The sequence below is a fragment of the Leeuwenhoekiella sp. A16 genome, from assembly GCF_047946675.1.
Taxonomy (GTDB): domain Bacteria; phylum Bacteroidota; class Bacteroidia; order Flavobacteriales; family Flavobacteriaceae; genus Leeuwenhoekiella.
Map to the genome: position 1 here is coordinate 3,846,869 of NZ_CP172313.1, position 21,892 is coordinate 3,868,760.

Genomic DNA, 21,892 nt, shown 5'->3' on the forward strand with positions numbered 1-21,892 from the left:
TTATAGGGATTGCGCAGATTCTTTAACTTGTAAATTATTTACAAATCTTTGTTAAGCCTTTGGTAATTCTTTGGTAGCCCAAGGCGAAACAAGTAATTTTAATATTGAATTACTAACCTAAAATTATTTAAACAATGAAAAAATACACAATGCTCTTTATCATGGTGTTTACACTGGGACTCGTTTCCTGTAAAAATGATAAAAAAACTGATACAGATGAACCAACTGTAGACGAAACTGAAATGCAGAGTACAACTGCAGAAACTGAAGCTCCTAAAAAAATTACCATAGCGCTAGAACCTAAAAGCGGTAGTACAGCAGAAGGAAATGTTGTTTTCACCGAAGAAAACGGAAGCGTTAAAATGACAGCAGTTCTTAGTGGTCTTAAACCAGGAACGCACGCAATACATATTCATGAGAATGCAGACTGTTCTGCAGATGATGGTACCTCTGCAGGTGGTCACTGGAATCCTACTCATGAGAAACATGGTAAATGGGGTGATGCAGAAGGATATCACAGAGGTGATATAGGTAACTTTGAGGCCGATGACAGCGGTAACGGTACGATCACGATGACTACAGACGAGTGGTGTATAGATTGCGTCGATGATACTAAAAACATTGTAGGTAAAGGGATTATTGTACATGAAGGAGCAGATGATTTTACATCTCAACCTAGTGGAGATTCTGGATCTCGTGTAAGTTGTGGTGGAATTATAGAATAATATATTTTTCTTATATATTTTACTAAAGCAGCCAACTGGCTGCTTTTTTATTGAAATTTATTTATATTTAGTCACCTAATATAATTTATGCAACCCGACGATTTAATTCTGCGTCTTCAGCAGAAAGACGAGAAAGCTTTTGAACGCATTTACGAGTTATACTCAGAGAGTATTTTTGGTGTGATCTTTAACATTGTGCGCGATGAGGGGGCTTCAGAAGAAATATTACAAGACGTATTCATTAAGGTATGGGACAATAGCGAGAGTTATTCTCCTAAAAAAGGAAGGTTTTTTACCTGGCTGCTTAATATTGCGCGCAATGCGGCAATAGATAAAACCAGATCAAAAGCATTTAAGAATTCCAGAAAAAACCTGTCAGATGAATATTTCGTAGATATTCTAGAACAAAAAAGTAGTTTTTCAAGTAAAATTGATGCGATAGGAATTAGCAAGTATATCAACATGCTAGAGCCTATTTGCAAAAAAGTGATTGACCTTCTGTTTTTTAAAGGTTTTACCCAAAAAGAGGCTTCAGAAGAACTGAATATGCCCTTGGGAACCATTAAAACACGGAACAGGATTTGCATTAATAAGCTAAGAGAAATTCTTGTTGAATAATAGATTATGGAATTACAAGAATATATAGATTCAGGAATTTTAGAGCTCTATGTTTACGGTGCTCTAACCGAAGAGGAAAGCATTGCTGTTTCTACCTTTCTTTTGCAGCATCCTGAAGTTAAGGAAGAAGTTGAAGAAATAGAACGCGTGCTAAGAGATCTGGGCATTGCTACAGCTCCTTATAATCCAGAGGCTTTGCTGGCTTCTCTTAAAGATAAATTAGGAAATAATGGTGCTGCAAAAGTAGTAAGCATGCCTCCACCTGCGAGGGTTGATAAAACTTCGCGTATCATTATGTACTTGAGCCTCGCTGCATGTCTTGCACTACTAGTGGGTATCTTTAGTCTTTTACAGAAGAATAATAAACTAAGAGATGAGATCCAGATAACGCAGGCAGAAAATGCTATTATGGAAACTCAAATTGAAGATGCGCGCAACGATCTGGAAAAAACCCAGAACCTGCTTTCTATTATAAGAGATAAGAATATAACTAAGGTACCGCTTGCGGGACAGGAAGTTGCTCCAGATGCTTATGTAAGTGTTTATTGGGATAAAGAAAATAATAGAGCATACATAGATGCGCAGGGATTACCAGAACCGCCACAAGGAATGGTTTATCAGGTATGGTCATTAACGCTTGACCCTTTAACGCCCACAAGTATGGGGCTTCTTGAGAATTTTGAACAGGATGAGAATAAAGTATTCTCGCTTGAGAATCCTAATAATTCGCAGGCCTTTGGTGTAACTCTCGAGCCTGCCGGCGGAAGTGAAACACCTACAATGACACAACTCTATACTTTAGGAGTCATAGACGCATAAATCAAACACTATATATAAATGAAAAGCAGCCTATACGGCTGCTTTTTTTGTTTAAAGGATTAAGGGTACAAATCATTTAACACTTCAAACAATATTCTTATAGTTCATTTTAAATCTAAAACTGGTGGAGTATAAAAAAGATCGCCTGTTTCCCCCGAAACGCGGCGATCCTTCAACTAACAAAAAATCCAAAAAACTAATCAACTATGAGCTGATATCTCTTTTTCATAAAATTTTTACGCCTAAACGTAATGTAAGTTGGATTTCAATTCATGTAAAATCAAGCTACCAAACTTTGTTTACAGTCTATTTACGAAAAGATATATGTAGTGGTTTTCAGAAACATTCTATATTTTTGATATGCGCTGTTAAAGTTTGTTAAGAGAATATTTTACACGCGATATTACTTATTATTCAATAGTAAACATTTGAACTACAATATTCTATGAATCCATCATCATCTGGCTGGATCAATAAAAAACTGCATCTGCAAAGACAGGGCAAGAACCTTTTAGTAGGTGATGAGCATGTATTTTATGAGCGCTTAAGAAAAACCGGTTTTTTGTATGGCGTATCAGTCAATACACTTAAAAAACCGGAGAATACATCTTCACAGTGGACGGAGATGGAGAAAACAAAAGTCAATCTTTTTGATGCCCTAACATATATTCACAGAACGGTGATGGGCGGTACAGATGAGCTGCTCACAAATGCGATTGCTTTCTATAATAAATTAAGCCCGGAAGAATCATTTTTCGCGACAGCTTTCAGACGAAAAAGTCCGGCTGAAATTCTTGAAAAAATAATACAGGAACGTGTGCAGACCAATGAAGCTTTTATTCAAAAAAACTTCAGCAATCTTATCACAAACGCGCTCTTGTTTATAGATGTGATCGCTTTTAAGCACTTTCTCATTTCGCAAATCGATCCACAAGAATATTTGCCGAAGCTGGAAAGTATTATCATGAATACCGTTTGGCTGGCATTAACTACAAAAGAAGAAAAAGGCACCTATGACAAATTGCTTTTAAACCTTTTTGAAAAATCGCTGCGTTACACTAAAAATCCGGAAAAAAGCATAAAAAACCTCGATGAGCTGGCTTTCTCTAATTTTGACACGGTTCTTGAAAAAAATTATATTTATGATCTCGCTTGTTTAGCCGTTTGGGATGATGAGAAAGTTGACCCGCAAGAATATGCGTTTTTGTACAAATTGGGCGAAAATCTGCAACTTAATGCAACTGCAATCACAACCTCAACAAGGTATGTGCATATATTTATAGAAGAACACCGGGAGCATATTTCTTATTTGCATTACAGTAATCCTGTAAAACATTTTTATAACCAGACAATACGAACGGTGCGCGTTCTTATTTTACGGAACAAAAAAAGACTTATACTAGAACTTTCAGAAAGTAAAGAGCTGGTGCTTCTTCTGGGCCAATCTACCTTACGCGAACTATCAAAAAGCGAGAAAAAGAAAGTAAAAACCCAATTGCTTGATATTTGTAAAAGCATCCCGTCTTTAGCAATTTTTCTCTTGCCAGGCGGGGGAGTTCTGCTGCCGCTTTTAATCAAGCTCATCCCAGAATTACTCCCCAGTGCATTTAATGAGAACAGAATAGAAGCGACAGACTCTAAAGAAAAGTTCAGGGCATAAGACATTTCCTGTTAAGGTATTGTAAAACGCCGTCTTATTGCTTTAAGAATAACTAACATTACAGCATGAATGCTGTAGTCACGCGCTTTAGAATACTTTGGAATGATCTTACCGGTAAAATAGCCTTCTATCCTGCCCTTCTCGCCCTCTTTGGTCTGTGTTTCGGTTTTATAATGTTATATGCCGAAGGTCAGGGAATTTCTGTATTTCTTATAAAAAATGCTCCTGCCCTCGTCATCAATAATGCAGATACGGCGCGTACTTTGTTAAGCACTTTTGTAGGCGGCATTATTTCACTTATGGTGTTTAGTTTTTCTATGGTGATGATCTTATTAAATCAGGCATCTAATAACTATTCGCCAAGAATTTTGCCAGGTCTTATTTCTAATAAGCGCCACCAACTTGTATTGGGATTTTACATTGCCACGCTTACTTACACCATCCTAATTTTATTGAGCATAAAACCTACAGACGATAAATATCAACTACCTGGTTTTTCTGTATTGATAGGCATTATAATGGGTATGATCGTACTGGCATTGTTTATATATTTTATTCATGCTATTTCTGAAGCTATTCAAATAAACAATATTATTGAATCTATATATGCTAAAACTAAAGATCGCTTAAATAAGCTCATTGAAGAAACCGATGAATCTGGTTATGAAACACTTTTTACAGATACTTCATCCTGGCACACCTACGTGATAAATCGTACAGGATATTTACAAAATATATCTCTTGACGCCTTAGTTAACCTTTGCGAAAAGAATAATTGTAAGATTGATTTGTTGATCACTAAAGGCGCTTTTATTTTAGAAGGTTTGCCTATTGCAAAATGTGATAAAAAACTTGATGAAGAAGAACTAAAAAGTTTGCTAGCCTGTTTTGGGTTTTCGCGCAGCGAAATAGTAGAGAATAATTACATTCTGGGTTTTAAACAACTTACTGAAATTGCTATTAAAGCAATGAGTCCTGGTATAAATGATCCCGGAACTGCAATTACATGTCTGGATTATATGACAGAATTGTTCAATTTAAGGCTTAAAAAAGCCGATTTTAGCTTCATTCACAACGATATTAACAAGGCTATTATTCGGTTAAAACCGGTTAAGTTTAAAGAACTCATCTATTTTGTATATGCACCGTTGCGTACTTATTGTAAGCAAGATGTGATCATGCTCAACAAAATGCTTACATCATTATATTATATTCAGCGGTCTGGTGGTTATACAAAAGATTATCAAAAAGTAATCATACAACAGGTTAATCTCATTTTAAGCGATATTAGAGCAAATATCCCCAATGCTGAAGACCAGGCGCGACTAATAGCAATAGGAGATAAAATCTCTGCATTAAATGAAACAGATATAAAGATCAATTAGCATTTACTCAAGCCATAATTTAAAATCTTTTACCCGCTCCCGGCTCACAATAACTTCCTGCTCATTGTAAGAATGTAGCTTAAGTTGCAATCGAGAATTGGTGTAAGATATAATATCTCGTATTGCTTTAATATTAATGTAGAATTTACGGCTTACGCGAAAAAAAGTATCGGGTTCAAGCTCATTTTCAAGATTCTCAAGAGTGGTTTCAAGCAAGTAATCTCTGCCATCTTTTGTGTGGGCATACGTGCCTTTATTTTCGCTGTAAAAGCATTCTACATCTTCTACATTTATCATTTTTAAATGCTGACCTATTTTTACAGTAAACCGCTTTTTATATTCCCTCTCCATTGGTGTAGCACCAAGTAACCTACGTATATCTTCAAAGTTTAGCTCTACTTGTTGCTTTTGTGGTATGCGGTCTTTGTACTTGCTCACCGCTTTAACTAACTCATCTTCATCTATAGGTTTTAAGAGATAATCTATACTGTTTAACTTAAAAGCCTGTAACGCGTATTCATCAAAAGCGGTGGTAAAAATAATTGCACTTTTTACCTCAACCTGATCAAAGATCTCAAATGAAAGTCCGTCACTTAACTGTATATCTAGAAAAATAAGATCGGGATGCTTATTAGCTTTAAACCAGGTTACAGACTCTTCTACAGAGTGAAGCATTTCTGCTACATTTAAACCCAATTTCTCTACCATTCTGGTAAGTCTTCTTGCAGATGGTTTCTCGTCTTCTATTACCAATACATTCATTACATTCAAAATATTTTCAGGTTATTCTTTAGTAAATGTCTGTACTTCTTTCTCTTCTTTGTCAAGATATTCCTGAATCTTGCGCTCTTCCCACCTTTTGTAAAAGTGGTCAAATTTGTATCCTTTAAAAGCGTAAATGCCGCTTATGAGCACTCCTAGCCCCCAGCAGATTGGCATAGTAAGCGATGACCACCAGGGTATGTAACCACTTATGCTGCCGCCGTCTATTATACCGGTGTTGAATATTATGAAGACCACATTTATAACAATGTAAATTATAAGATGATAATACCAGGCTTTTATGTGAGAAACCCGCTTTCTTGCTCTTTCGTATTTTACTTCATTTGTTTCCATTTTTTTTAATATTTATTCCCAGCGCCCCAGTGAGTTCTTATTGTGTTCTTCTTTCTCCATAAACTCCTTTATCTTTCGTTCTTCCCAATCTCTGCTAATAAAGGGATTCCAGTCAAAGGCACGTACAGCATGAAAGATCAAACCAATTCCCCAGCCAAATGCAGCCCATAAAAACCAGGCGTATCTAAATTCATTAGTGTAGTAATTAATAAATGCAAGCAAGCCTATAACCACAATATAACTTAAGAGGCTGGTATAGAATTTCTTAATCTCCTTTACTTGCTCTTTAGCTTTTAAATATCTGTTCTCTTTGTCAAAATTGGTTTCCATCGCTGTAGTTTTTAAATGATCTTTTATACTATCAAATTTCTCTAATTAATGATCATTTTTAAAAAAGGTCTTACCGTATTGTTGTTTTTGTTTACTGAATTGTCATAAACCAGACTTTTCTCTATCCATCAGTTTCTTGATCTTACGCTCTTCCCAGTTCTGGCCTAAAAAAGGATTCCATGCATGAACGTCTGCCGCATGAAAAAGCACACCTATTCCCCACCCGAATATGGGAAATATCGCCCAGGGAAATGAACCCGAAAGTAGATTAAAACCTATAAAAAATGGTATTGCCACTAGGTACATGAACAGGTGTATATAGAAAGCCTTTAATTTTTCTACGTGCTCTTTTGCTCGTGCATATTTTTTATCAGAAAGAAAATCTGCAGAGCTTTTTACATATTCTACCCGGCGGGTAAGTACAGGGATTTCTACCATGAAATGATCATCTGTTTTGCTTATTTGTACTCCTTTTTTAGTTAATAGCTCGTAACGTTTGTGAATGTTATAAAGACCTACCCCACTGCTTTTTTTAATGACCTGTTTTTCCTGAAGGTTATTCTTAACCTGAAGAAAGTCATTTTCTTCAGTTATTTCTATGATGAGTTTGTCTGTAGGTGTTACCCGATTATGTTTTACTGCATTCTCCAGCAATAATTGTAAGGATAACGGAACCACTTTTGCTTCAGGATTGACCGATTTTTCGGGTATTTTCACGATTATGCTATCCTCGTAGCGCATTTTTATTAGCGTCATGTATGTTTTCGCGAAAGCTAATTCTTCATCTACCGTGACCAGTTCTTTATTTTTCTGCTCCAGCACGTAGCGATAAACTTTAGATAAGGCCGTTGTAAATTTCATAGCCTGTTCTGGGTTCTCTTCTATCAAACTGGTGAGAACATTAAGGCTGTTAAACAGAAAGTGAGGGTCTAATTGATTTTTAAGTGCATCAAACTGTGCCGAAGCTGTGCGCGCGATGATCTTCTGCTCTTTTACCTGTTTTTCTTTTTTGCATTTGTAATAGTAGAAAAAGTAAAAAATCGCTGTTACCACCATAGAAATCACAAACGACACAAAGTAATATTGCACTCGTTCACCTGCGATAAATATTGAAAACGTTTCCCCTTCTATAAAAATAGCTTCAAGAAGTCTGCATAGAAAAATGCCAAGAATTGAAACGCCAATACCTCCTGCAATTGCTCTGCTTAGGTGAGCTGTACTAAAAAGTCTGTCTTTGTATTTCTTCCAAAAATAAATGTATACCACATTATTAAACATGTACAGTATAACTGTATACATAATATTGAGGCCATATTCATACAGGAGATCTTCGTCCAGATTTATAGGCCGTCCCATAAAAAAGTAAATAATAAGGAACACCAAGAATATTGATGTTCCTACTATTATGGCCTTGCCTAATTCTCTTAACAAATAAGTCATAGTTATGCTTTACAAGCTTTTAATGCTTCTTGAGCTCGGTCTGCTCCCCAGTCAGGATAAAACGGATCTTCATTTTTAAAGGTACCAAAAAGTTCTAAAGCGCGCTCAATGTCTTTACAATATGGCGTTACATCCTGACCAAAATACTTGGCAGAACCCATGTCCCACTCTGCTTTACTAAAAACTACACGTGGATTATCTGGTGCTAATTGTTTGGCTTTACTATAAATTTCAGACACTTTTGCGGCATATTGCATACCATAGCGTTGCCCGTCAAAAGCGACATACGCCGTGTAAAGATGCGCCTGCAAAACCATAATTTCGGCATTGTCTTTAGAATTTGTGGTTGCCATATTAATAAATTCTTGTGCCTTATCGAGTTGAGCTTTTAAAACGTTCTCATCTTTTACAGTCCAGCTTTTATTAATATTTATTTGCGCCACATAATAATATGGCAGCCATTTGTCCTGCTCTGCATTGCCTATACGCTCAAACATATTTGCTGCTTCATCTAGTTTACCTTCACCGTAAAGTGTAAAGGCCTTCTTCATACCCTGCTCATATTGAGCTTGTGCGAAAACCGGAACAGTTAAAAAAGCCGCTAAAATTATTGTTATTATTTTCATGATGTAGTTTTTAAAATTGAAATTGAATTTGGTTATCGGTTTAAATTCTCAATACTTTTTGTTTTCTTCAATGTCACCTGCGCAGTTATTTAGTTCATTTGTCGCACTAAAAGGCGAATCAAAATCGGTGTAACAAGCCTTAAAATCGGTTGTTTTTAGGTGATTTTCGTTAATATTATGCCGATAATTAACTTCAACTGTTTGAGCAAATGAGGTGAGAGCTGTTGTAGCACTCACAATTAAAAAAAGAATAAATTGATTCATGACTTTCGATTTAAGATTGATTGATTCTACACTTCAAAAGTCTTTTGTTTCTGTAAGTAATTCAACGCTTTATAACCCAACTGTAAAATATGAGGGATGAATTGTATAAGCATCATCAATCGCAAAACAGTTTAATCTAATTAAATCATTCTTTAGATTCTCTTTAGAATCTTTAGATTTGCCCAATTTTCAGATTAAGAAAGCCTGCATCATCTATTTTTATGAATACATCTCTACTCAGAATACATAAGTTCATTATTTGCCTTAGCCTTGTTCTTTTAAGCACATCTGGCTTTTCACAGGATATTCTTAATAAATCTCTTAGCGATACACTCGATAATCAGGAAGACAAAACCTTTCTAGAACTGGTAAAGTATGATGCCGGAAGTTTCTTAGGCGGTATGGGTTACGGTCTTTCAAGACCTGCTCACTGGCAAGGCAACGACTGGTTAAAACTGGGCGGTACACTTACAGGAGCGCTTCTACTATATACTGTAGATGAAGAGACGAGCGAGTTTTTTCAGCGACAGCGTGAAGGCGTGCCCCAGGTAATACGTGAATATGGATGGTATTATGGTAGCCCTCAGAATAATTATATGATTTTAGGTGCCGCCTATATAACCTCTGCAGCTTTTAAAAGTGAGAAATGGCGCAGAACGAGCGTGTTACTTTTGTCTTCTGCAAGTACAGCCGGACTCATACAGCAGATAGCAAAAACTTTTACAGGAAGAGCAAGACCGGGTGAGGGACGTAAGCCTAATGATTTTAGACCTTTTAGTAAAGAAGGTGCCTATCACTCTTTCCCATCAGGACATACGGTACTGGCATTTACTAATGCCTATGTGCTTGCAAAACATTTTGACAACCCGTGGATCAAGGCTGGCTTTATAACATTAGGAGCTATACCACCCATAAGTCGTTTATGGGAGGGTGACCACTGGTTAAGTGATGTCTTTCTTAGTACTATTTTAAGTATTGCCACCGTAGAATCTATAGATCATTATCTGGACAGGAGATATAAAAACTTCCACGAGAAAAGACCTGACAAAAAGATCTCCTGGGATGTAAGATTAGGAGCTCGTGGTATAGGCATAACAGGTACTTTTTAGAATATGACAGGTATTAACTTGTTATCCATTTTTTAGCCGCCTCTCTGTCACCAAGATCAAAAAACTGTATTTGAGTATCTGTAAAAGGCTTCATTAATGATGTCATAGCTTCTTCCCACTTTTCTTCACCTACCATCGCAATTTTAGCAAGGTGGTCTTTATTTTTAAGGTCAAATTTGGCATCACGCCAAAGTGCGCTCAGGGTCCACCCCTTAAAATTGGTCATTTCAAAATACCAGTTTATGGTGCCAAATTCGTCGATTTTTTCCTTTAAAAAGGGGATTATTTTATCGTAATCCTCATTCTCAAGTTGATCTGAAGCCACAGTAAAAACTGTGTTTTCTTGTGCTGTTAGCGTTATCATATGCTTTATATTAAAAATTAGAATGTTATTTGAATTCAGTAGATTTTTGAAATAAATATTACTTTAAAATCTATTTAATCATTTTAATAAATGTTTTAGATAGAAACTTGATTAGTTAATATATCGTTTCTAAGACAATAATTCTCTAAGCTCTTGTGCATTCTCTACAGCATTAGAACCAATGTCATTATTAAAATAGATATATACTTCTTCAGCTTTACAAGCTTTAATTTTCTCACTCCATTCTTTCAGTTCTTCGGTAGAATATTTGTAGTCGTACCATTTCTTTCCTTTTCCGTGAAAACGTACATAACCTACTTTACCGGTTACAATCATTTCTTCTGCAAAACGCGGACTAGAAATGGAACAAAAACTCACATTATTCTCTTCTAAAATATGATACACCTCATTAGTAAACCACGACTCATGTCGAAATTCAATAACATTGGTATTGCTGTTTTTTAGCACTTTACAAAAATTATCAAGTCGCTCATCATCGCGGTGCAGGCTGGGCGGAAGTTGCCAGAGAATGCAACTAAGTTTACTTTTTAAAACTGAAGCAACATCTTCAAAGTTCTGTACACTTTCTTCTACCTCATGCAGTTTTTTCATTTGCGTTACATAACGACTTCCTTTTAGAGTAAAATTAAAATGAGAAGGTGTTCTTTCTTCCCAGCTGGCAACAGTGCTCTCTCTGGGCATTCGATAAAAAGTGCTATTAACCTCTACCGTATTAAAAACCGACGCATAATGTTCAAGCCACTTTTTCTGCGGAATATCTTCAGGATAAAACTTGCCTTTCCAGTGTCTGTAATTCCATCCGGAACAACCTATGAAAACTTTCATTTCTCATCTTTTTATTATCTAAAGTAATTTACGAATGCTGCTGCTTCTACTCAAACCATTCACCTTCTTTCAGGCACTTTTAGTAAATATTTAACTGCCCGGGGTGTATGCTTATTCTAAACTGATGAATGTCATTTTTTATGAACAGAACAGCCTATAAATTAGTACTACCAAATTTTAAATACCGCTGTCATGCAAGTCAAAAAAAATAAAACCGCAGATCTCAATACGTATAAAACGTTATTCTTTCAAATAGGGCTTATTACGGCACTACTGGTTACCTATTTCACGTTAGAAACGAAAACTTATAAATCTGAAATAGACAATAATGCCCTTAAGATCAATGTAGATTATGTTCTTGAAGACAATATCCCTATCACTCGCGTAGAGATCACTCCCCCACCTCCACCTAAGATTGAGTCTACTCAATTTTTAGAAGTCATAGAGAATGATACAGAAGTAGAAGAAAGTATTATAGAATCTACAGAGACCAGTCTCGATGAAGCCATTGTAGCAGAAAATACGGTTTTAGTTGATGAAGTCTCATTTGCAAAAGAGGAAGTAATTGAAGACGTTCCTTTTGTGCTGGTTGAAGAAGTACCTGTCTATCCCGGTTGTGAAAGACAAAATGACAAAACCGCTAGAAAGGATTGTATGTCTAAAAAGATAACGGAGTTTGTGACAAAAGAATTTGATAATTCATTAGGTCGGGAATTAGGATTGACCGGAGTTCAAAAAATTTACGTGCTATTTACAATAGATGAAAACGGAAACATAGTAGACGTGCACTCCAGAGCTCCTCATCCCGCTCTGGAGCAGGAGGCAAGCCGGGTAGTTAGTATATTACCTAATATGATTCCCGGCAAACAAAGAGGCAGACCCGTACGCGTGGCTTACAGCATGCCCATAATATTTGAGATAAGATCGATTTAAGTACAGTGCCATCAATTTTTTTCCATTCTCTGCGAGACTTATGTTTTGGCCTTCAAAAATAATGAGTTTTTAAACCGCTAAATCTGCTGTGTCCGGGTATTGCCTTTAAATATCTACAGTTATTATTAGGAGAATTGTGGCATAGCGAACATCTACTTAGCGGTTACGTTTCTTTATAAATCTTCACTTATAATTAAGATTCTAATATAACGGTTTCTCTTAATTTTAAGTCAGCAACAAGCTTATTGTACCCCCATTAAATTTGTTACTATGAAGCAACCAACTACTTTTGATCAAACAACACTTCCTAAATTTAAACCTGACACCAGAGAAAAACACCTTAGAAATCTGCAAAAACGTATAAACTCACGAATCAAAAATGATAAAGCGACAGGTGTGAACTGGATACGTATAAAGACCTGCATTTTCCCCATAATGTACGCTGCATTATATTTTTTAACATTGCAGGCGTATCCTTCTACATTTCTTTTTTACCTGGGTTATTTTACAATGGGTATCTTTTTAGTCTTTATATTTTTAACTGTTATACATGAGGTAAGTCATGATAATGTCTTTAAAAGTAAAAGTCTCAACCGCTTTTTTCTCTATTTTTTCGATTTGCTTGGGGCAAATAGCTTTATATGGAAAAAAAGACATGAGTTGATGCATCACAATTTTCCTAATATGCAGGGATGGGATACAGATATTGAGCAAAGCAGTCTTTTTAAGATCTATCCTACTGCACCGCACTCGCGGCTACATAATTATCAACATTATTTAATGTTCTTGCTGTATCCACTTTATTTATTCAACTGGTTAATAATAAGAGATTTTAAAGATTATTTTTCATCTAATAGCACTATAAAAAAATCTACGCACATACCGTTAAAAGAATATATAAAGCTTATTTTCTTCAAATCCTTTTATATACTTTACATGTTCATCGTTCCAATTTTCCTGTTTAATATCCCGTTTTTAAGCGTTTTTACAGGGTTTTTGGTATTAACATTCTCAGCTAGTGTCTTTGCCCTGGCAGTGCTTTTACCTCCCCATGCTAATATTGCTAATGAGTTTCCTATACCAGATTTAAATCAGCAGTTAAAAACCACATGGTTTGAGCATCAACTACGCACAACCACAGATATAAGCAATAATAACTGGTTCATTTCTTTTTTTATGGGCAACTTTAACTACCATGTGGCGCATCATCTTTTTCCTCATCTGAGCTATGCGCATATGAAAATAGCTACAGAAGAAATAGCTGTTTATGCAACAGAAAATGGCTTTAGTTATAGGCAATATCCTTTTTGGAAAGCACTACATAATCATTACTTGCTCGTCAAACAAAATGCCATGCATGCATCTATTTTTGAAGAAACCTTTTAAAGCAGGAGAATAACTAAAATCACAGCTAGAATGAATAAAGCCACAAGTACATAAACCATAGCTTTATTCTTACTAAACCACAGTTCGATACTGTAATTTTTAGCCTTATCATCAAATGATCCGTGAGCGCCATGATCACCGGGAATAGGATGCCACAAGTTATGGCTTCTGTCAGGATCTTCCGGTTCATCTGTTTGCTGTCCTTTTATTCCGCCTTTTGCTAAAACTCTGTCGCCATACCAGGGAGCAATCTTGTTCCCCACTATCGTATATACTGTTGGCCAGCCTACCATGATCTCCCTGCGATCATGTTCTGCTGCAAATAATATCGCATCTGCAGCAACTTCAGGCTGGTAGATTGTACCCATGGGACGTGGTTTGTTAGGTAATCTCGTTTTCACGAAACCAAACTGCGTTGTATTCATTGCAGGAAGCTCGACTATTGTTACCTGCACTTTACTCTTATCATGCAATAATTCTGCTCTTAAAGAATCATAAAATCCTTCTATAGCGTGTTTTGCACCGCTATAAGCCGCCTGTAATGGGATACCCCTATATGCCAGTGCAGATCCTACAAAAACTATTGAGCCTCTGTCTCTGGGCAACATTCTTTTTAAAGCAGCAAGTGCTCCATTCACCTGACCCAAATAAGTAACTTCTGTCACTCTTTTAAAATCTAAAGGAGTCATTTTTTTAACCGGACTAAAAACACTGTTCATAGCGTTATTCACCCACACAACTATAGGCCCTAATTGTTGCTCTATAATCCCGGCAGCTTCCTCTACCGCATCACCATCTGCAACATCTACCTGACAAAAATAAGCCCTGCGTCCCATCTCAAGCACTTCTTTTTTCGCTCCCAGCAAACCATCTTTACCTCTCGCGATAAGACCCACATCATACCCATTACTGGCAAACATGCGTACACAAGCCCTGCCTAATCCTGCAGAGGCTCCCGTAATTACTACCACACCTTTATAATCTTTAGTTTTAGTCGAACTGTTTGTTGTCATAATTCTTATATTTCAATTTTGTGAACCAGGTAATCTGTAAGTAACTTCCACTGAAATTGCTGAAATCCCACTCTGCCAGTTTCAGCAAGAAGGGTATTAATCATTTTCCTGTCACCGGCTTCTTCACCTTTATTATTTATCATTTCGTTAAGGCCTATTTGATAAGCGTACAGAGTTTTGTTTTTTATTTCTATTCTAAACGTACTACTGCTAATATCTTTAAAAAAATGTGCAGTTTTTTCTTTGTCCACATCAGTAGCAGTAGGATCTTGAGAAGGCTTGACCGTAAACTCAACAAGTGCTTCCAGTTGATTAAAATCGGTTATTTTAACCCAATTTTCGGGAAAAGGTCCCGGAAAATCGATCCTTACATAATCATCTACATTTGGTTTATGTGTGGTGTATTTCTTTTCTCCCTGGGGGCCGTATAACTGAAATGTTGCTGTAATTCCCGGCAGATGCGTCCAGAGATTTATCTTAAAAAGTTTAGCCATAGATCGTTTAAATTCTTCTTTAGCTATTTTTGTTGAAGGAAATTTATTGCTGCTACTAAATACTTTATGCTTTAGCGCATCGCCTGTAAGAATATCTTTCTCTTCTTTAATTTTCTGCAACCACCTCATTATCCCCATCACATTATCTTTATTAAGTTTCTATTTAACAGTCGTTTTTTCTTTGTGTTCATTTTCCATATTGATCATATCTATAACCAGCCCGGCCCAGGTAAAACCATGAGCACCATAACCTTCTCCCGTGTATGGGTTGTAGTATTCTCTAAACCCGCTTTTCTCGATGAGCTTTCTAAAACTGTCTATTAATTTTTGTGCCTCTTCTTCATACCCTCTCTCCATAAAAAATTTGTGGAGAAACCAGTTATTTACAATCCAGGTGGGGCCACGCCATATATACAGAGATTCTTCAGGATTAAAAGAAGCTTCATTTTGCGCAACAGATGGTATAGCAAAAGGTGCGTGAAATTCATCATCATTAAAAAAATGCCGCTTCATCACTTCACTTGATATTTCGGCGGGCACACCTTTAAGAATTACAGGATAAAAAATTGTAGGTGTTAACACCTCGATTTGCTTATTATCTTTGCCAAATACATCAAAGAAAGCAGCTTTTTCCTTATTGTACATCACCTTTAGGATTTGCTGTGTAACTTCATCTGATGCTTTTCTGTAAGCTTGTTCATCAGGATCATTAAGCATTTTACACAACGCACCCATCGCGCGTAGATTTTGGGCATAAATGGTATTAAAACCCACATCTTTAACTAGAAAGTATCCTTTTTTTGCGATTTTCTTCAAATTATAATTGTTCATAAAATTCCGAAAATCAACACTTACAAACTTTAAAAACAGCTTCCAGTCTGCTTTATCAGGTTTCATATTTAAAGCTACATCATAGGTGGGTTTCCAGTCCATACCAGATTCAAACGGTGAAATAATAGTAAGCAAACCATCGCCATCAAAATCCCTATTATCACGTAACCATTTATATTGTTTTTTAAGCTTAGGCATTATTTGTTTTAAAAAAGTCATATCTCCTGAAGCCTTCACTACACACTGCACTGCCTGAGCTGCGAGAGGAGGCTGAATTAAAGCGCTCATGTGACTTTTATATAAATTAGTAATGGAGGGGCGAGATTGAAAAAAATCTGTAAGCCGCCCCGGCTTTAATCTATCCCAATAGATCATGTGGCCTACAAAGCCATCCTCTTTCTGAAGAGAAAAAAGACTCAGTAAATGATCCTGAGCCATCTCATGCTCTCCTAAAGCAGAAAATATAAAGGCATGAAAACAAGTGTCCCAAAAAAATTGATAGGGATATCTGCTCGTAGAAGGTTTTGTATAATGAAAGCCGGGACCCTTTTTAGGATCTTTGTTTATCATATTCTCGTGCAGAATATGATGTGCTTCTTTAAACAATTCTTCGTCTGTCATGCTTTTTAACTTCTTACTGTATGATAGCTACTATCTTACATATTTATCCCAAAGACCATATTTCTCTTTAACAATCCCTCTGGGTAATGACAAGAAAATGATCAAGGCACCCAGTACCACACCCGTTATACTCAGGCTTAGATTACTGTCGTTAACCAGCCAGGGCCCTATGGCCAGTGTTAGCCCCAGAAGTATATTAAGAAAACGTCCCGCACGCACAATCTCACCCATAGATATAACTGAGACTACTACGGTTAAAGCACCACTTAGATGAAAAATATGAGCGGCATTGGTCTCTATACTTATATTAAAAATAGCGGGTGCAAATAGCGCTACTATTCCCAGGGCAGTACTAATACCCAGCGTCCACGGTACGCTCATACCCCATACAGATGATTTAAATACTTCTAGAGGCTTATTAGGCAATTGCATGATAGCTGTAGTTCTTTCGTCTTCATTTTTTTCAAAAGGTTCTCCACCTTTCCAGAAAACATGCCACATATTATCTCCTCTGCGCTTTGCCTGAACCATGTGCTGCCCCATGGCAATGACCTCATCAAATTCTAGCGGAATCATAGGCAACATAATGGCTGCGGCAAGCAAACAAAAAGTACACCACTCACCTACAATTACCGGTTGAGAAATTACCAGGAATATGTGAACCAGCCCTAAAGGAATCACGAGAATCCCGAAAAAAGTCACCATCCAGGGCATTGTTCTCCAGCGGGTGGGGCTTCCCATCCAGCCCATTAAAAATTCAAAAGTGTAGGCTAAAGCGCCTAATGCCCCGTCTGAAACCGGTAATGAATGTGACATATCAGAATTGAGTACTTTCATTGAGCTTTCACCAAAAAATGGATCCCAGACTTCATCTATAAACCCTAGCTGAAAAGCTCCCAAGTATCTTGATACCACCCAGCCCATAAAACCCAAAGCGATCATGATCCATCGTTGTGGCCAGCTTGAAGGATTGTACGTCCATCCCGGTGGTACACTACTGCCCATTTTCATGTATGAAATCATATTGGGCATACCTGGAATAAGAATAGTAAGTGCAATTATAAGTACACCTACGATGGTATCATTGAGGTAGATCATTGATGTGGGGGCCCAGAATACAAGAGGTGCAATATTTAGCCAGATACCAATAAAACATGCTAACCATATAGTCACCGGCCGGTTAGGTGTTAAAGATCGCCATCCTAATATCATAAGAAGTATCCCACATATAACATCACTATATTGCATGATAAGAACACGATAGACATCTGAAAGCCAAAGCTCTCTTCCGCCGGAAGGCTGCACGATATCTTTACTATAACTAAAGGTTAACGGTGAAATAGCAAGCCATAAACCCAATATAATTATTAGCCAATAAACCCAAAGTGTTTGTTTATGATGCATTTTTAGCATCATATCGCGGTTCATGCCACCATCTTCCTTACCATTATTGTCATTATTATTTTCACCAGATTGTTTAGACATTGGGCGGCTTACCCCTCGAGAAGCCATACCGCCACCTTTGTGGTTTTTATTCATAAGCTTATTTTTGGTTTGGTTGTACCTTAAAATTACTTACTGCGAAATTGAAAAACTTATAAAATTTTGATAATAATTTGCAATTTTTCAGTCTTTTAACCCGATTTCAGGCCAAAAAACACCGATTTTCAATACAACATATTCCCTAACTAAAAAACCCCGTAGGATAACTACGAGGTTTAACAACAGTTTTTATAGAATCAAGCTAAGGACAGCTGTCAATCTATCCGTTTATAACTTCTCCTCCATTCACATGAATTATTTGCCCAGTAATGTATGAACTGTCTTCACTCGCTAAAAAAACATAGGCAGGACCTACTTCGCTGGGTTGTCCCGGTCTTCCCATAGGTACTTTTTTACCAAAGTCTTCAATATCATCAAATGTAGATGGTATTAAAGGCGTCCATATAGGTCCAGGTGCAACACCATTCACCCTTATATTTTTTTCTGCAAGCATTTTTGATAATGATCTGGTAAAAGATACTATTGCACCTTTAGTACTTGAATAATCAAGTAAATGCTCGCTACCTCTATAAGCAGTGACTGAGGTAGTGTTTATGATACAATCCCCGTCATTTAAATGCTTAAGGCCCTCTTTAGCGATAGAGAAATAAGGGATGATGTTAGTATTAAAAGTTTCATTTATCTGGTCTATTGAGATCTCATCAATACTGTCTTTAGGAAATTGTACGGCCGCGTTATTTACTATAATATTTAGCTGATTATAGCTCTTTATACATTTATCAATTGCCTGCTTACAAAACTGGTGATCCTTAAGATCTCCCTGAATAACAAGACATTTCCTGCCCTCTTTTTCTACCAGCTTCTTTGTCTCTTCGGCATCTTCGCCCTCTTCTAAATAGATGATAGCTACATCTGCTCCTTCACGAGCAAAATGTACGGCGATGCTGCGGCCTATACCACTATCTCCCCCGGTGATAAGGGCGACTTTACCTTTTAATTTATTGCTGCCATTGTAGCTGTCTTTTATAATTTCGGGTTGCGGGGACATTTTATGCTCATCACCAGGTTGCGATTGATCCTGAGGCGGAATTTTTTGTTCTTTAGACATATTATTGTTGGTTAAATTAGATTTTTTATGACACTACTTAAATTATAGATAGTTGAGCTAACTGTGAAATAATTAACTTCACTTTAAAAGATGTTATCAAGCTTTCAGAGATTCCTGCAACCTTATCAACATTTGAGCTTCAGATCTGTTAAGCCCGGGAAAAGCGTGTACTATTACATTAGCGGTCGTCCAGATTAGTTTTTTAACCACCGGGGCAAACAATTCCGGGTTTTCATTCTTAAAGCTTAAATACTCATTAAAACACGCATCACACCTTAACCGTTTAAATAAGGCGTACTCAAAAGCATGAATAATCTCTGTAGGTTTACAGGAGCAAAATTTATCTTTCACCTCCTCTATGCAGACCCAATGAGAACATACCATACGCTTAAGACATTTTTGTTCACTGGCTGTTACAACACCATCTGAAGCTACAATGGCATAAAACAAACGCCCCATAACCTCATAAAATGCTACACCTACGTCTTCTGCCTTTTCCATAACCTGAGTAGTTTATAATTGATTATTATAAAATTAGCCATTACAATGGCATTAAACCAGTTAAAAATTAACGCAAAAGACATTCTCTATGATTTTTAAGATAACATTATGCTTTAAGACAATATAAAATCCCTCTTAATAAATGAGAATAAGAAAAAATCTCTATGTGCAGATTTTAAGTAAGATTTGATTACTTTTAGAATACTAAACTTCATTTTCATCTTTCTATATTATATCATGAACAAATTATTTACTGCATTACTTTGCTTTTTTTGTATTTCGCAATCGATTGCGCAGTTTTCCCAACAGAAGCGTGACAGTATTAATAAACTCAACAATGCAGATCACGCGCTAATGATGAAAAAATTAGGTATCGAAAGCCTCCGCCCCGGTCCTTCTGGAAATCCCAATGATGCTAACGCCGCAAATATTGATGAAGCTAAAGCGAAAACATATACTTCTTTGCCAGATCCACTTGTTTTTAACAACGGGGAACCTGTAAATACTTCTGCCGACTGGCAAAAACGAAGAGAAGAAATACTGAAAGATTTTAATGAGGAAGTATATGGCAATATTCCTGATGATGTTCCCAGTGTGAACTGGGAAGTTATCGCTCAAAAAGACACAGTTATAGGCGATTTTCCGGTAACGGTAAAAACACTCGCCGGTCATGTAGATAATAGCTCCTACCCCGCTATTGATGTTACAATAGATATGACAGTAACAACTCCGCGCAATGTTCAAAAAGCCATTCCTACCGTTATAGAATTTGGCTGGAACTGGCCTGCAGGTATGAAAATGCCTCCGGTACAGCATCCTACCTGGCAAGAACAGCTTCTGCAAAAAGACTGGGGATATGCCATATTGATACCTACAAGTTATCAGGCAGATAACGGTGCGGGGTTAAGAGAAGGTATTATTGGCCTGGTAAACAAAGGTCAACCCCGTAAACTTAATGATTGGGGAGCTTTGCGCGCATGGGCATGGGGCGCCAGCCGGGCTCTGGATTATTTTGCAACAGATAAAAGTGTAGATCAGGAACGGGTAGTTATTGAGGGTCTCTCCCGTTACGGAAAAGCTGCTCTCGTCGCTATGGTTTATGAACCACGCTTTGCTATTGGGTTTATAGGTTCTTCTGGTGCAGGAGGCGCAAAGTTATTTCGCAGAAACATAGGCGAGCAGGTAGAAAATCTTGCTTCATCTGGCGAGTATCACTGGTTTGCGCCTAATTTTATTAAATATGCCGGCCCGTTAACTAAAAATGATCTTCCTGTTGATGCGCACGAGCTTGTTGCTCTTTGTGCTCCCAGACCTGTTTTTATAAGCACAGGTTCTCCAAATGTAGAAGGTCATTGGGTTGATGCTAAAGGTATGTTCTTAGGGGGACTATATGCCGGTCCTGTTTACGAATTATTAGGCAAAAAGGGAATTGGTGTTGATGAATTCCCTCCACAGGAAACAACACTTATAGATGGCGATGTTGCTTTTAGAACTCATGAAGGCGGGCACACCGTTATACCTAATTGGCCTTACTTTATTCAATTTGCTGAAAAATATTTTTGAGGGAAATAATTTAAAAATGTAAATCTGATCAAATGGATACCTGCATTAAATCTAATATTTTATTCCCTTTCTAATTTGTTAGCAGTAAGTATTACTTTATCGAAATCAATTTGATTTAAACCATGATGTTCAAGCTCTTGAAAAAATGATTGTATGTCAGTTATTGTACCGTTGACTTTTTTAAAATTTTCAAAAGTAGTATCTAGAGGAGAGCCAGATAATAAAGAGAGATAAACTTTAAGATCTTTCTGGTTGAGAATTTTAAATCCCAAAAAAATGGTTTCGATGTCGAGATGTCTGAGAAATTCAGTATTGTCAAACTTATCTGTCTTTGCTTCAACTTTTCCTAAATATGATTCTACTATTATTATATCACCATTACGATAAATTAAGCCTCTATCGTCCTTATGAAATCCGCACTTATAAATTAAATCGCTACTGATAAAAGGCCTCCGGTATCCGTAATTCTCAAAATAATATTTGAAAAAAAACTTCTCGGTAGAATTCGATAAAACTTTAACTAAAGCTCCCTCATCTTCAATTTTTAAAATCCGAACAGGAAAATAGGAATACTTCCGCGGATTATAAAGTAAGATGTATTCTTCTTCTTGAAAGTTCATATTGCTGTACATAATTA

General features: G+C 36.8%; 24 protein-coding genes. 9 read left to right on the top strand and 15 right to left on the bottom strand.

Features of this window, described 5'->3' with window-relative positions; genetic code table 11:
- The first annotated feature begins 134 nt into the window (after window positions 1-134).
- The 5 genes from ACH3O9_RS16845 to ACH3O9_RS16865 all read left to right on the top strand — a co-directional run bounded on the left by ACH3O9_RS16845 (window position 135) and on the right by ACH3O9_RS16865 (window position 5,207).
- Window positions 135-725, top strand: coding sequence for a superoxide dismutase family protein (locus ACH3O9_RS16845; protein ID WP_416442324.1), 591 nt, complete (start codon window positions 135-137; stop codon window positions 723-725).
- Between the two features lie 87 nt (window positions 726-812).
- A complete protein-coding gene (locus ACH3O9_RS16850) occupies window positions 813-1,343 on the top strand; it encodes an RNA polymerase sigma factor (protein WP_416442326.1) in 531 nt (176 codons plus the stop codon).
- Between the two features lie 6 nt (window positions 1,344-1,349).
- Window positions 1,350-2,162: an anti-sigma factor domain-containing protein gene (locus ACH3O9_RS16855; RefSeq protein ID WP_416442328.1), complete on the top strand. Its 813-nt coding sequence runs from the start codon at window positions 1,350-1,352 to the stop codon at window positions 2,160-2,162.
- A gap of 445 nt (window positions 2,163-2,607) precedes the next feature.
- Window positions 2,608-3,822 carry an LETM1-related biofilm-associated protein gene (locus ACH3O9_RS16860; RefSeq protein WP_416442330.1) on the top strand — a complete coding sequence of 405 codons (1,215 nt, stop codon included), beginning with the start codon at window positions 2,608-2,610 and terminating at the stop codon, window positions 3,820-3,822.
- A gap of 65 nt (window positions 3,823-3,887) precedes the next feature.
- Entirely contained in the window at window positions 3,888-5,207 is a 1,320-nt protein-coding gene (locus tag ACH3O9_RS16865; RefSeq protein ID WP_416442332.1) for a DUF2254 domain-containing protein, read from the top strand.
- A gap of 3 nt (window positions 5,208-5,210) precedes the next feature.
- Here the strand turns inward: ACH3O9_RS16865 and ACH3O9_RS16870 are convergent, their stop codons facing one another.
- From ACH3O9_RS16870 to ACH3O9_RS16895, 6 genes are all read right to left on the bottom strand, one after another.
- Window positions 5,211-5,969 carry a LytR/AlgR family response regulator transcription factor gene (locus ACH3O9_RS16870; RefSeq protein WP_416442334.1) on the bottom strand — a complete coding sequence of 253 codons (759 nt, stop codon included), beginning with the start codon at window positions 5,967-5,969 and terminating at the stop codon, window positions 5,211-5,213.
- Between the two features lie 21 nt (window positions 5,970-5,990).
- A complete protein-coding gene (locus tag ACH3O9_RS16875; RefSeq protein ID WP_416442336.1) occupies window positions 5,991-6,323 on the bottom strand; it encodes a 2TM domain-containing protein in 333 nt (110 codons plus the stop codon).
- 12 nt (window positions 6,324-6,335) lie between these two features.
- Entirely contained in the window at window positions 6,336-6,653 is a 318-nt protein-coding gene (locus tag ACH3O9_RS16880; RefSeq protein ID WP_416442338.1) for a 2TM domain-containing protein, read from the bottom strand.
- Between the two features lie 102 nt (window positions 6,654-6,755).
- Entirely contained in the window at window positions 6,756-8,009 is a 1,254-nt protein-coding gene (locus tag ACH3O9_RS16885) for a 2TM domain-containing protein (protein ID WP_416442340.1), read from the bottom strand.
- An 86-nt stretch (window positions 8,010-8,095) separates the two neighbouring features.
- Window positions 8,096-8,719 (bottom strand): hypothetical protein, encoded by a 624-nt coding sequence (locus tag ACH3O9_RS16890; protein ID WP_416442342.1) that lies wholly within the window; start codon window positions 8,717-8,719, stop codon window positions 8,096-8,098.
- Between the two features lie 48 nt (window positions 8,720-8,767).
- Window positions 8,768-8,983: a hypothetical protein gene (locus ACH3O9_RS16895; RefSeq protein ID WP_416442344.1), complete on the bottom strand. Its 216-nt coding sequence runs from the start codon at window positions 8,981-8,983 to the stop codon at window positions 8,768-8,770.
- Between the two features lie 221 nt (window positions 8,984-9,204).
- On the opposite strand from ACH3O9_RS16895, the gene ACH3O9_RS16900 reads away from it, so the two are divergent.
- Window positions 9,205-10,092, top strand: coding sequence for a phosphatase PAP2 family protein (locus ACH3O9_RS16900; protein ID WP_416442346.1), 888 nt, complete (start codon window positions 9,205-9,207; stop codon window positions 10,090-10,092).
- Between the two features lie 13 nt (window positions 10,093-10,105).
- Here ACH3O9_RS16900 and ACH3O9_RS16905 read toward each other — a convergent pair whose 3' ends face one another.
- Both ACH3O9_RS16905 and ACH3O9_RS16910 read right to left on the bottom strand, forming a co-directional pair.
- A complete protein-coding gene (locus ACH3O9_RS16905) occupies window positions 10,106-10,456 on the bottom strand; it encodes an STAS/SEC14 domain-containing protein (protein ID WP_416442348.1) in 351 nt (116 codons plus the stop codon).
- Window positions 10,457-10,585: 129 nt separating this feature from the next.
- Window positions 10,586-11,302, bottom strand: coding sequence for a DUF72 domain-containing protein (locus tag ACH3O9_RS16910; RefSeq protein ID WP_416442350.1), 717 nt, complete (start codon window positions 11,300-11,302; stop codon window positions 10,586-10,588).
- A gap of 192 nt (window positions 11,303-11,494) precedes the next feature.
- Here ACH3O9_RS16910 and ACH3O9_RS16915 point away from each other — a divergent pair, with 192 nt between their 5' ends.
- On the top strand, window positions 11,495-12,235 hold the full coding sequence (locus tag ACH3O9_RS16915) for an energy transducer TonB (protein WP_416442351.1): 741 nt from the start codon (window positions 11,495-11,497) through the stop codon (window positions 12,233-12,235).
- Window positions 12,236-12,505: 270 nt separating this feature from the next.
- A complete protein-coding gene (locus ACH3O9_RS16920; RefSeq protein ID WP_416442353.1) occupies window positions 12,506-13,621 on the top strand; it encodes a fatty acid desaturase family protein in 1,116 nt (371 codons plus the stop codon).
- Here the strand turns inward: ACH3O9_RS16920 and ACH3O9_RS16925 are convergent.
- From ACH3O9_RS16925 to ACH3O9_RS16950, 6 genes are all read right to left on the bottom strand, one after another.
- The gene (locus ACH3O9_RS16925) at window positions 13,618-14,634 is read right to left on the bottom strand and encodes an SDR family oxidoreductase (protein WP_416442355.1); all 1,017 of its coding nucleotides are present in this window, start codon (window positions 14,632-14,634) and stop codon (window positions 13,618-13,620) included. The two genes, ACH3O9_RS16920 and ACH3O9_RS16925, sit on opposite strands and share 4 nt — an antisense overlap.
- A 5-nt stretch (window positions 14,635-14,639) precedes the next feature.
- Window positions 14,640-15,266, bottom strand: coding sequence for a hypothetical protein (locus ACH3O9_RS16930; protein WP_416442357.1), 627 nt, complete (start codon window positions 15,264-15,266; stop codon window positions 14,640-14,642).
- Between the two features lie 21 nt (window positions 15,267-15,287).
- Window positions 15,288-16,580 (bottom strand): amylo-alpha-1,6-glucosidase, encoded by a 1,293-nt coding sequence (locus tag ACH3O9_RS16935; RefSeq protein WP_416442359.1) that lies wholly within the window; start codon window positions 16,578-16,580, stop codon window positions 15,288-15,290.
- Window positions 16,581-16,610: 30 nt separating this feature from the next.
- Window positions 16,611-18,119 (bottom strand): vitamin K epoxide reductase family protein, encoded by a 1,509-nt coding sequence (locus ACH3O9_RS16940; RefSeq protein WP_416442361.1) that lies wholly within the window; start codon window positions 18,117-18,119, stop codon window positions 16,611-16,613.
- A 223-nt stretch (window positions 18,120-18,342) separates the two neighbouring features.
- Window positions 18,343-19,191, bottom strand: coding sequence for an SDR family oxidoreductase (locus ACH3O9_RS16945; RefSeq protein WP_416442363.1), 849 nt, complete (start codon window positions 19,189-19,191; stop codon window positions 18,343-18,345).
- 96 nt (window positions 19,192-19,287) lie between these two features.
- The gene (locus tag ACH3O9_RS16950; protein WP_416442365.1) at window positions 19,288-19,692 is read right to left on the bottom strand and encodes a hypothetical protein; all 405 of its coding nucleotides are present in this window, start codon (window positions 19,690-19,692) and stop codon (window positions 19,288-19,290) included.
- Between the two features lie 237 nt (window positions 19,693-19,929).
- Here ACH3O9_RS16950 and ACH3O9_RS16955 point away from each other — a divergent pair, with 237 nt between their 5' ends.
- Window positions 19,930-21,255: an acetylxylan esterase gene (locus ACH3O9_RS16955; RefSeq protein ID WP_416442367.1), complete on the top strand. Its 1,326-nt coding sequence runs from the start codon at window positions 19,930-19,932 to the stop codon at window positions 21,253-21,255.
- Between the two features lie 59 nt (window positions 21,256-21,314).
- On the opposite strand, the gene ACH3O9_RS16960 is transcribed toward ACH3O9_RS16955, so the two are convergent.
- Entirely contained in the window at window positions 21,315-21,887 is a 573-nt protein-coding gene (locus ACH3O9_RS16960) for a hypothetical protein (protein ID WP_416442369.1), read from the bottom strand.
- Window positions 21,888-21,892: the final 5 nt, after the last annotated feature.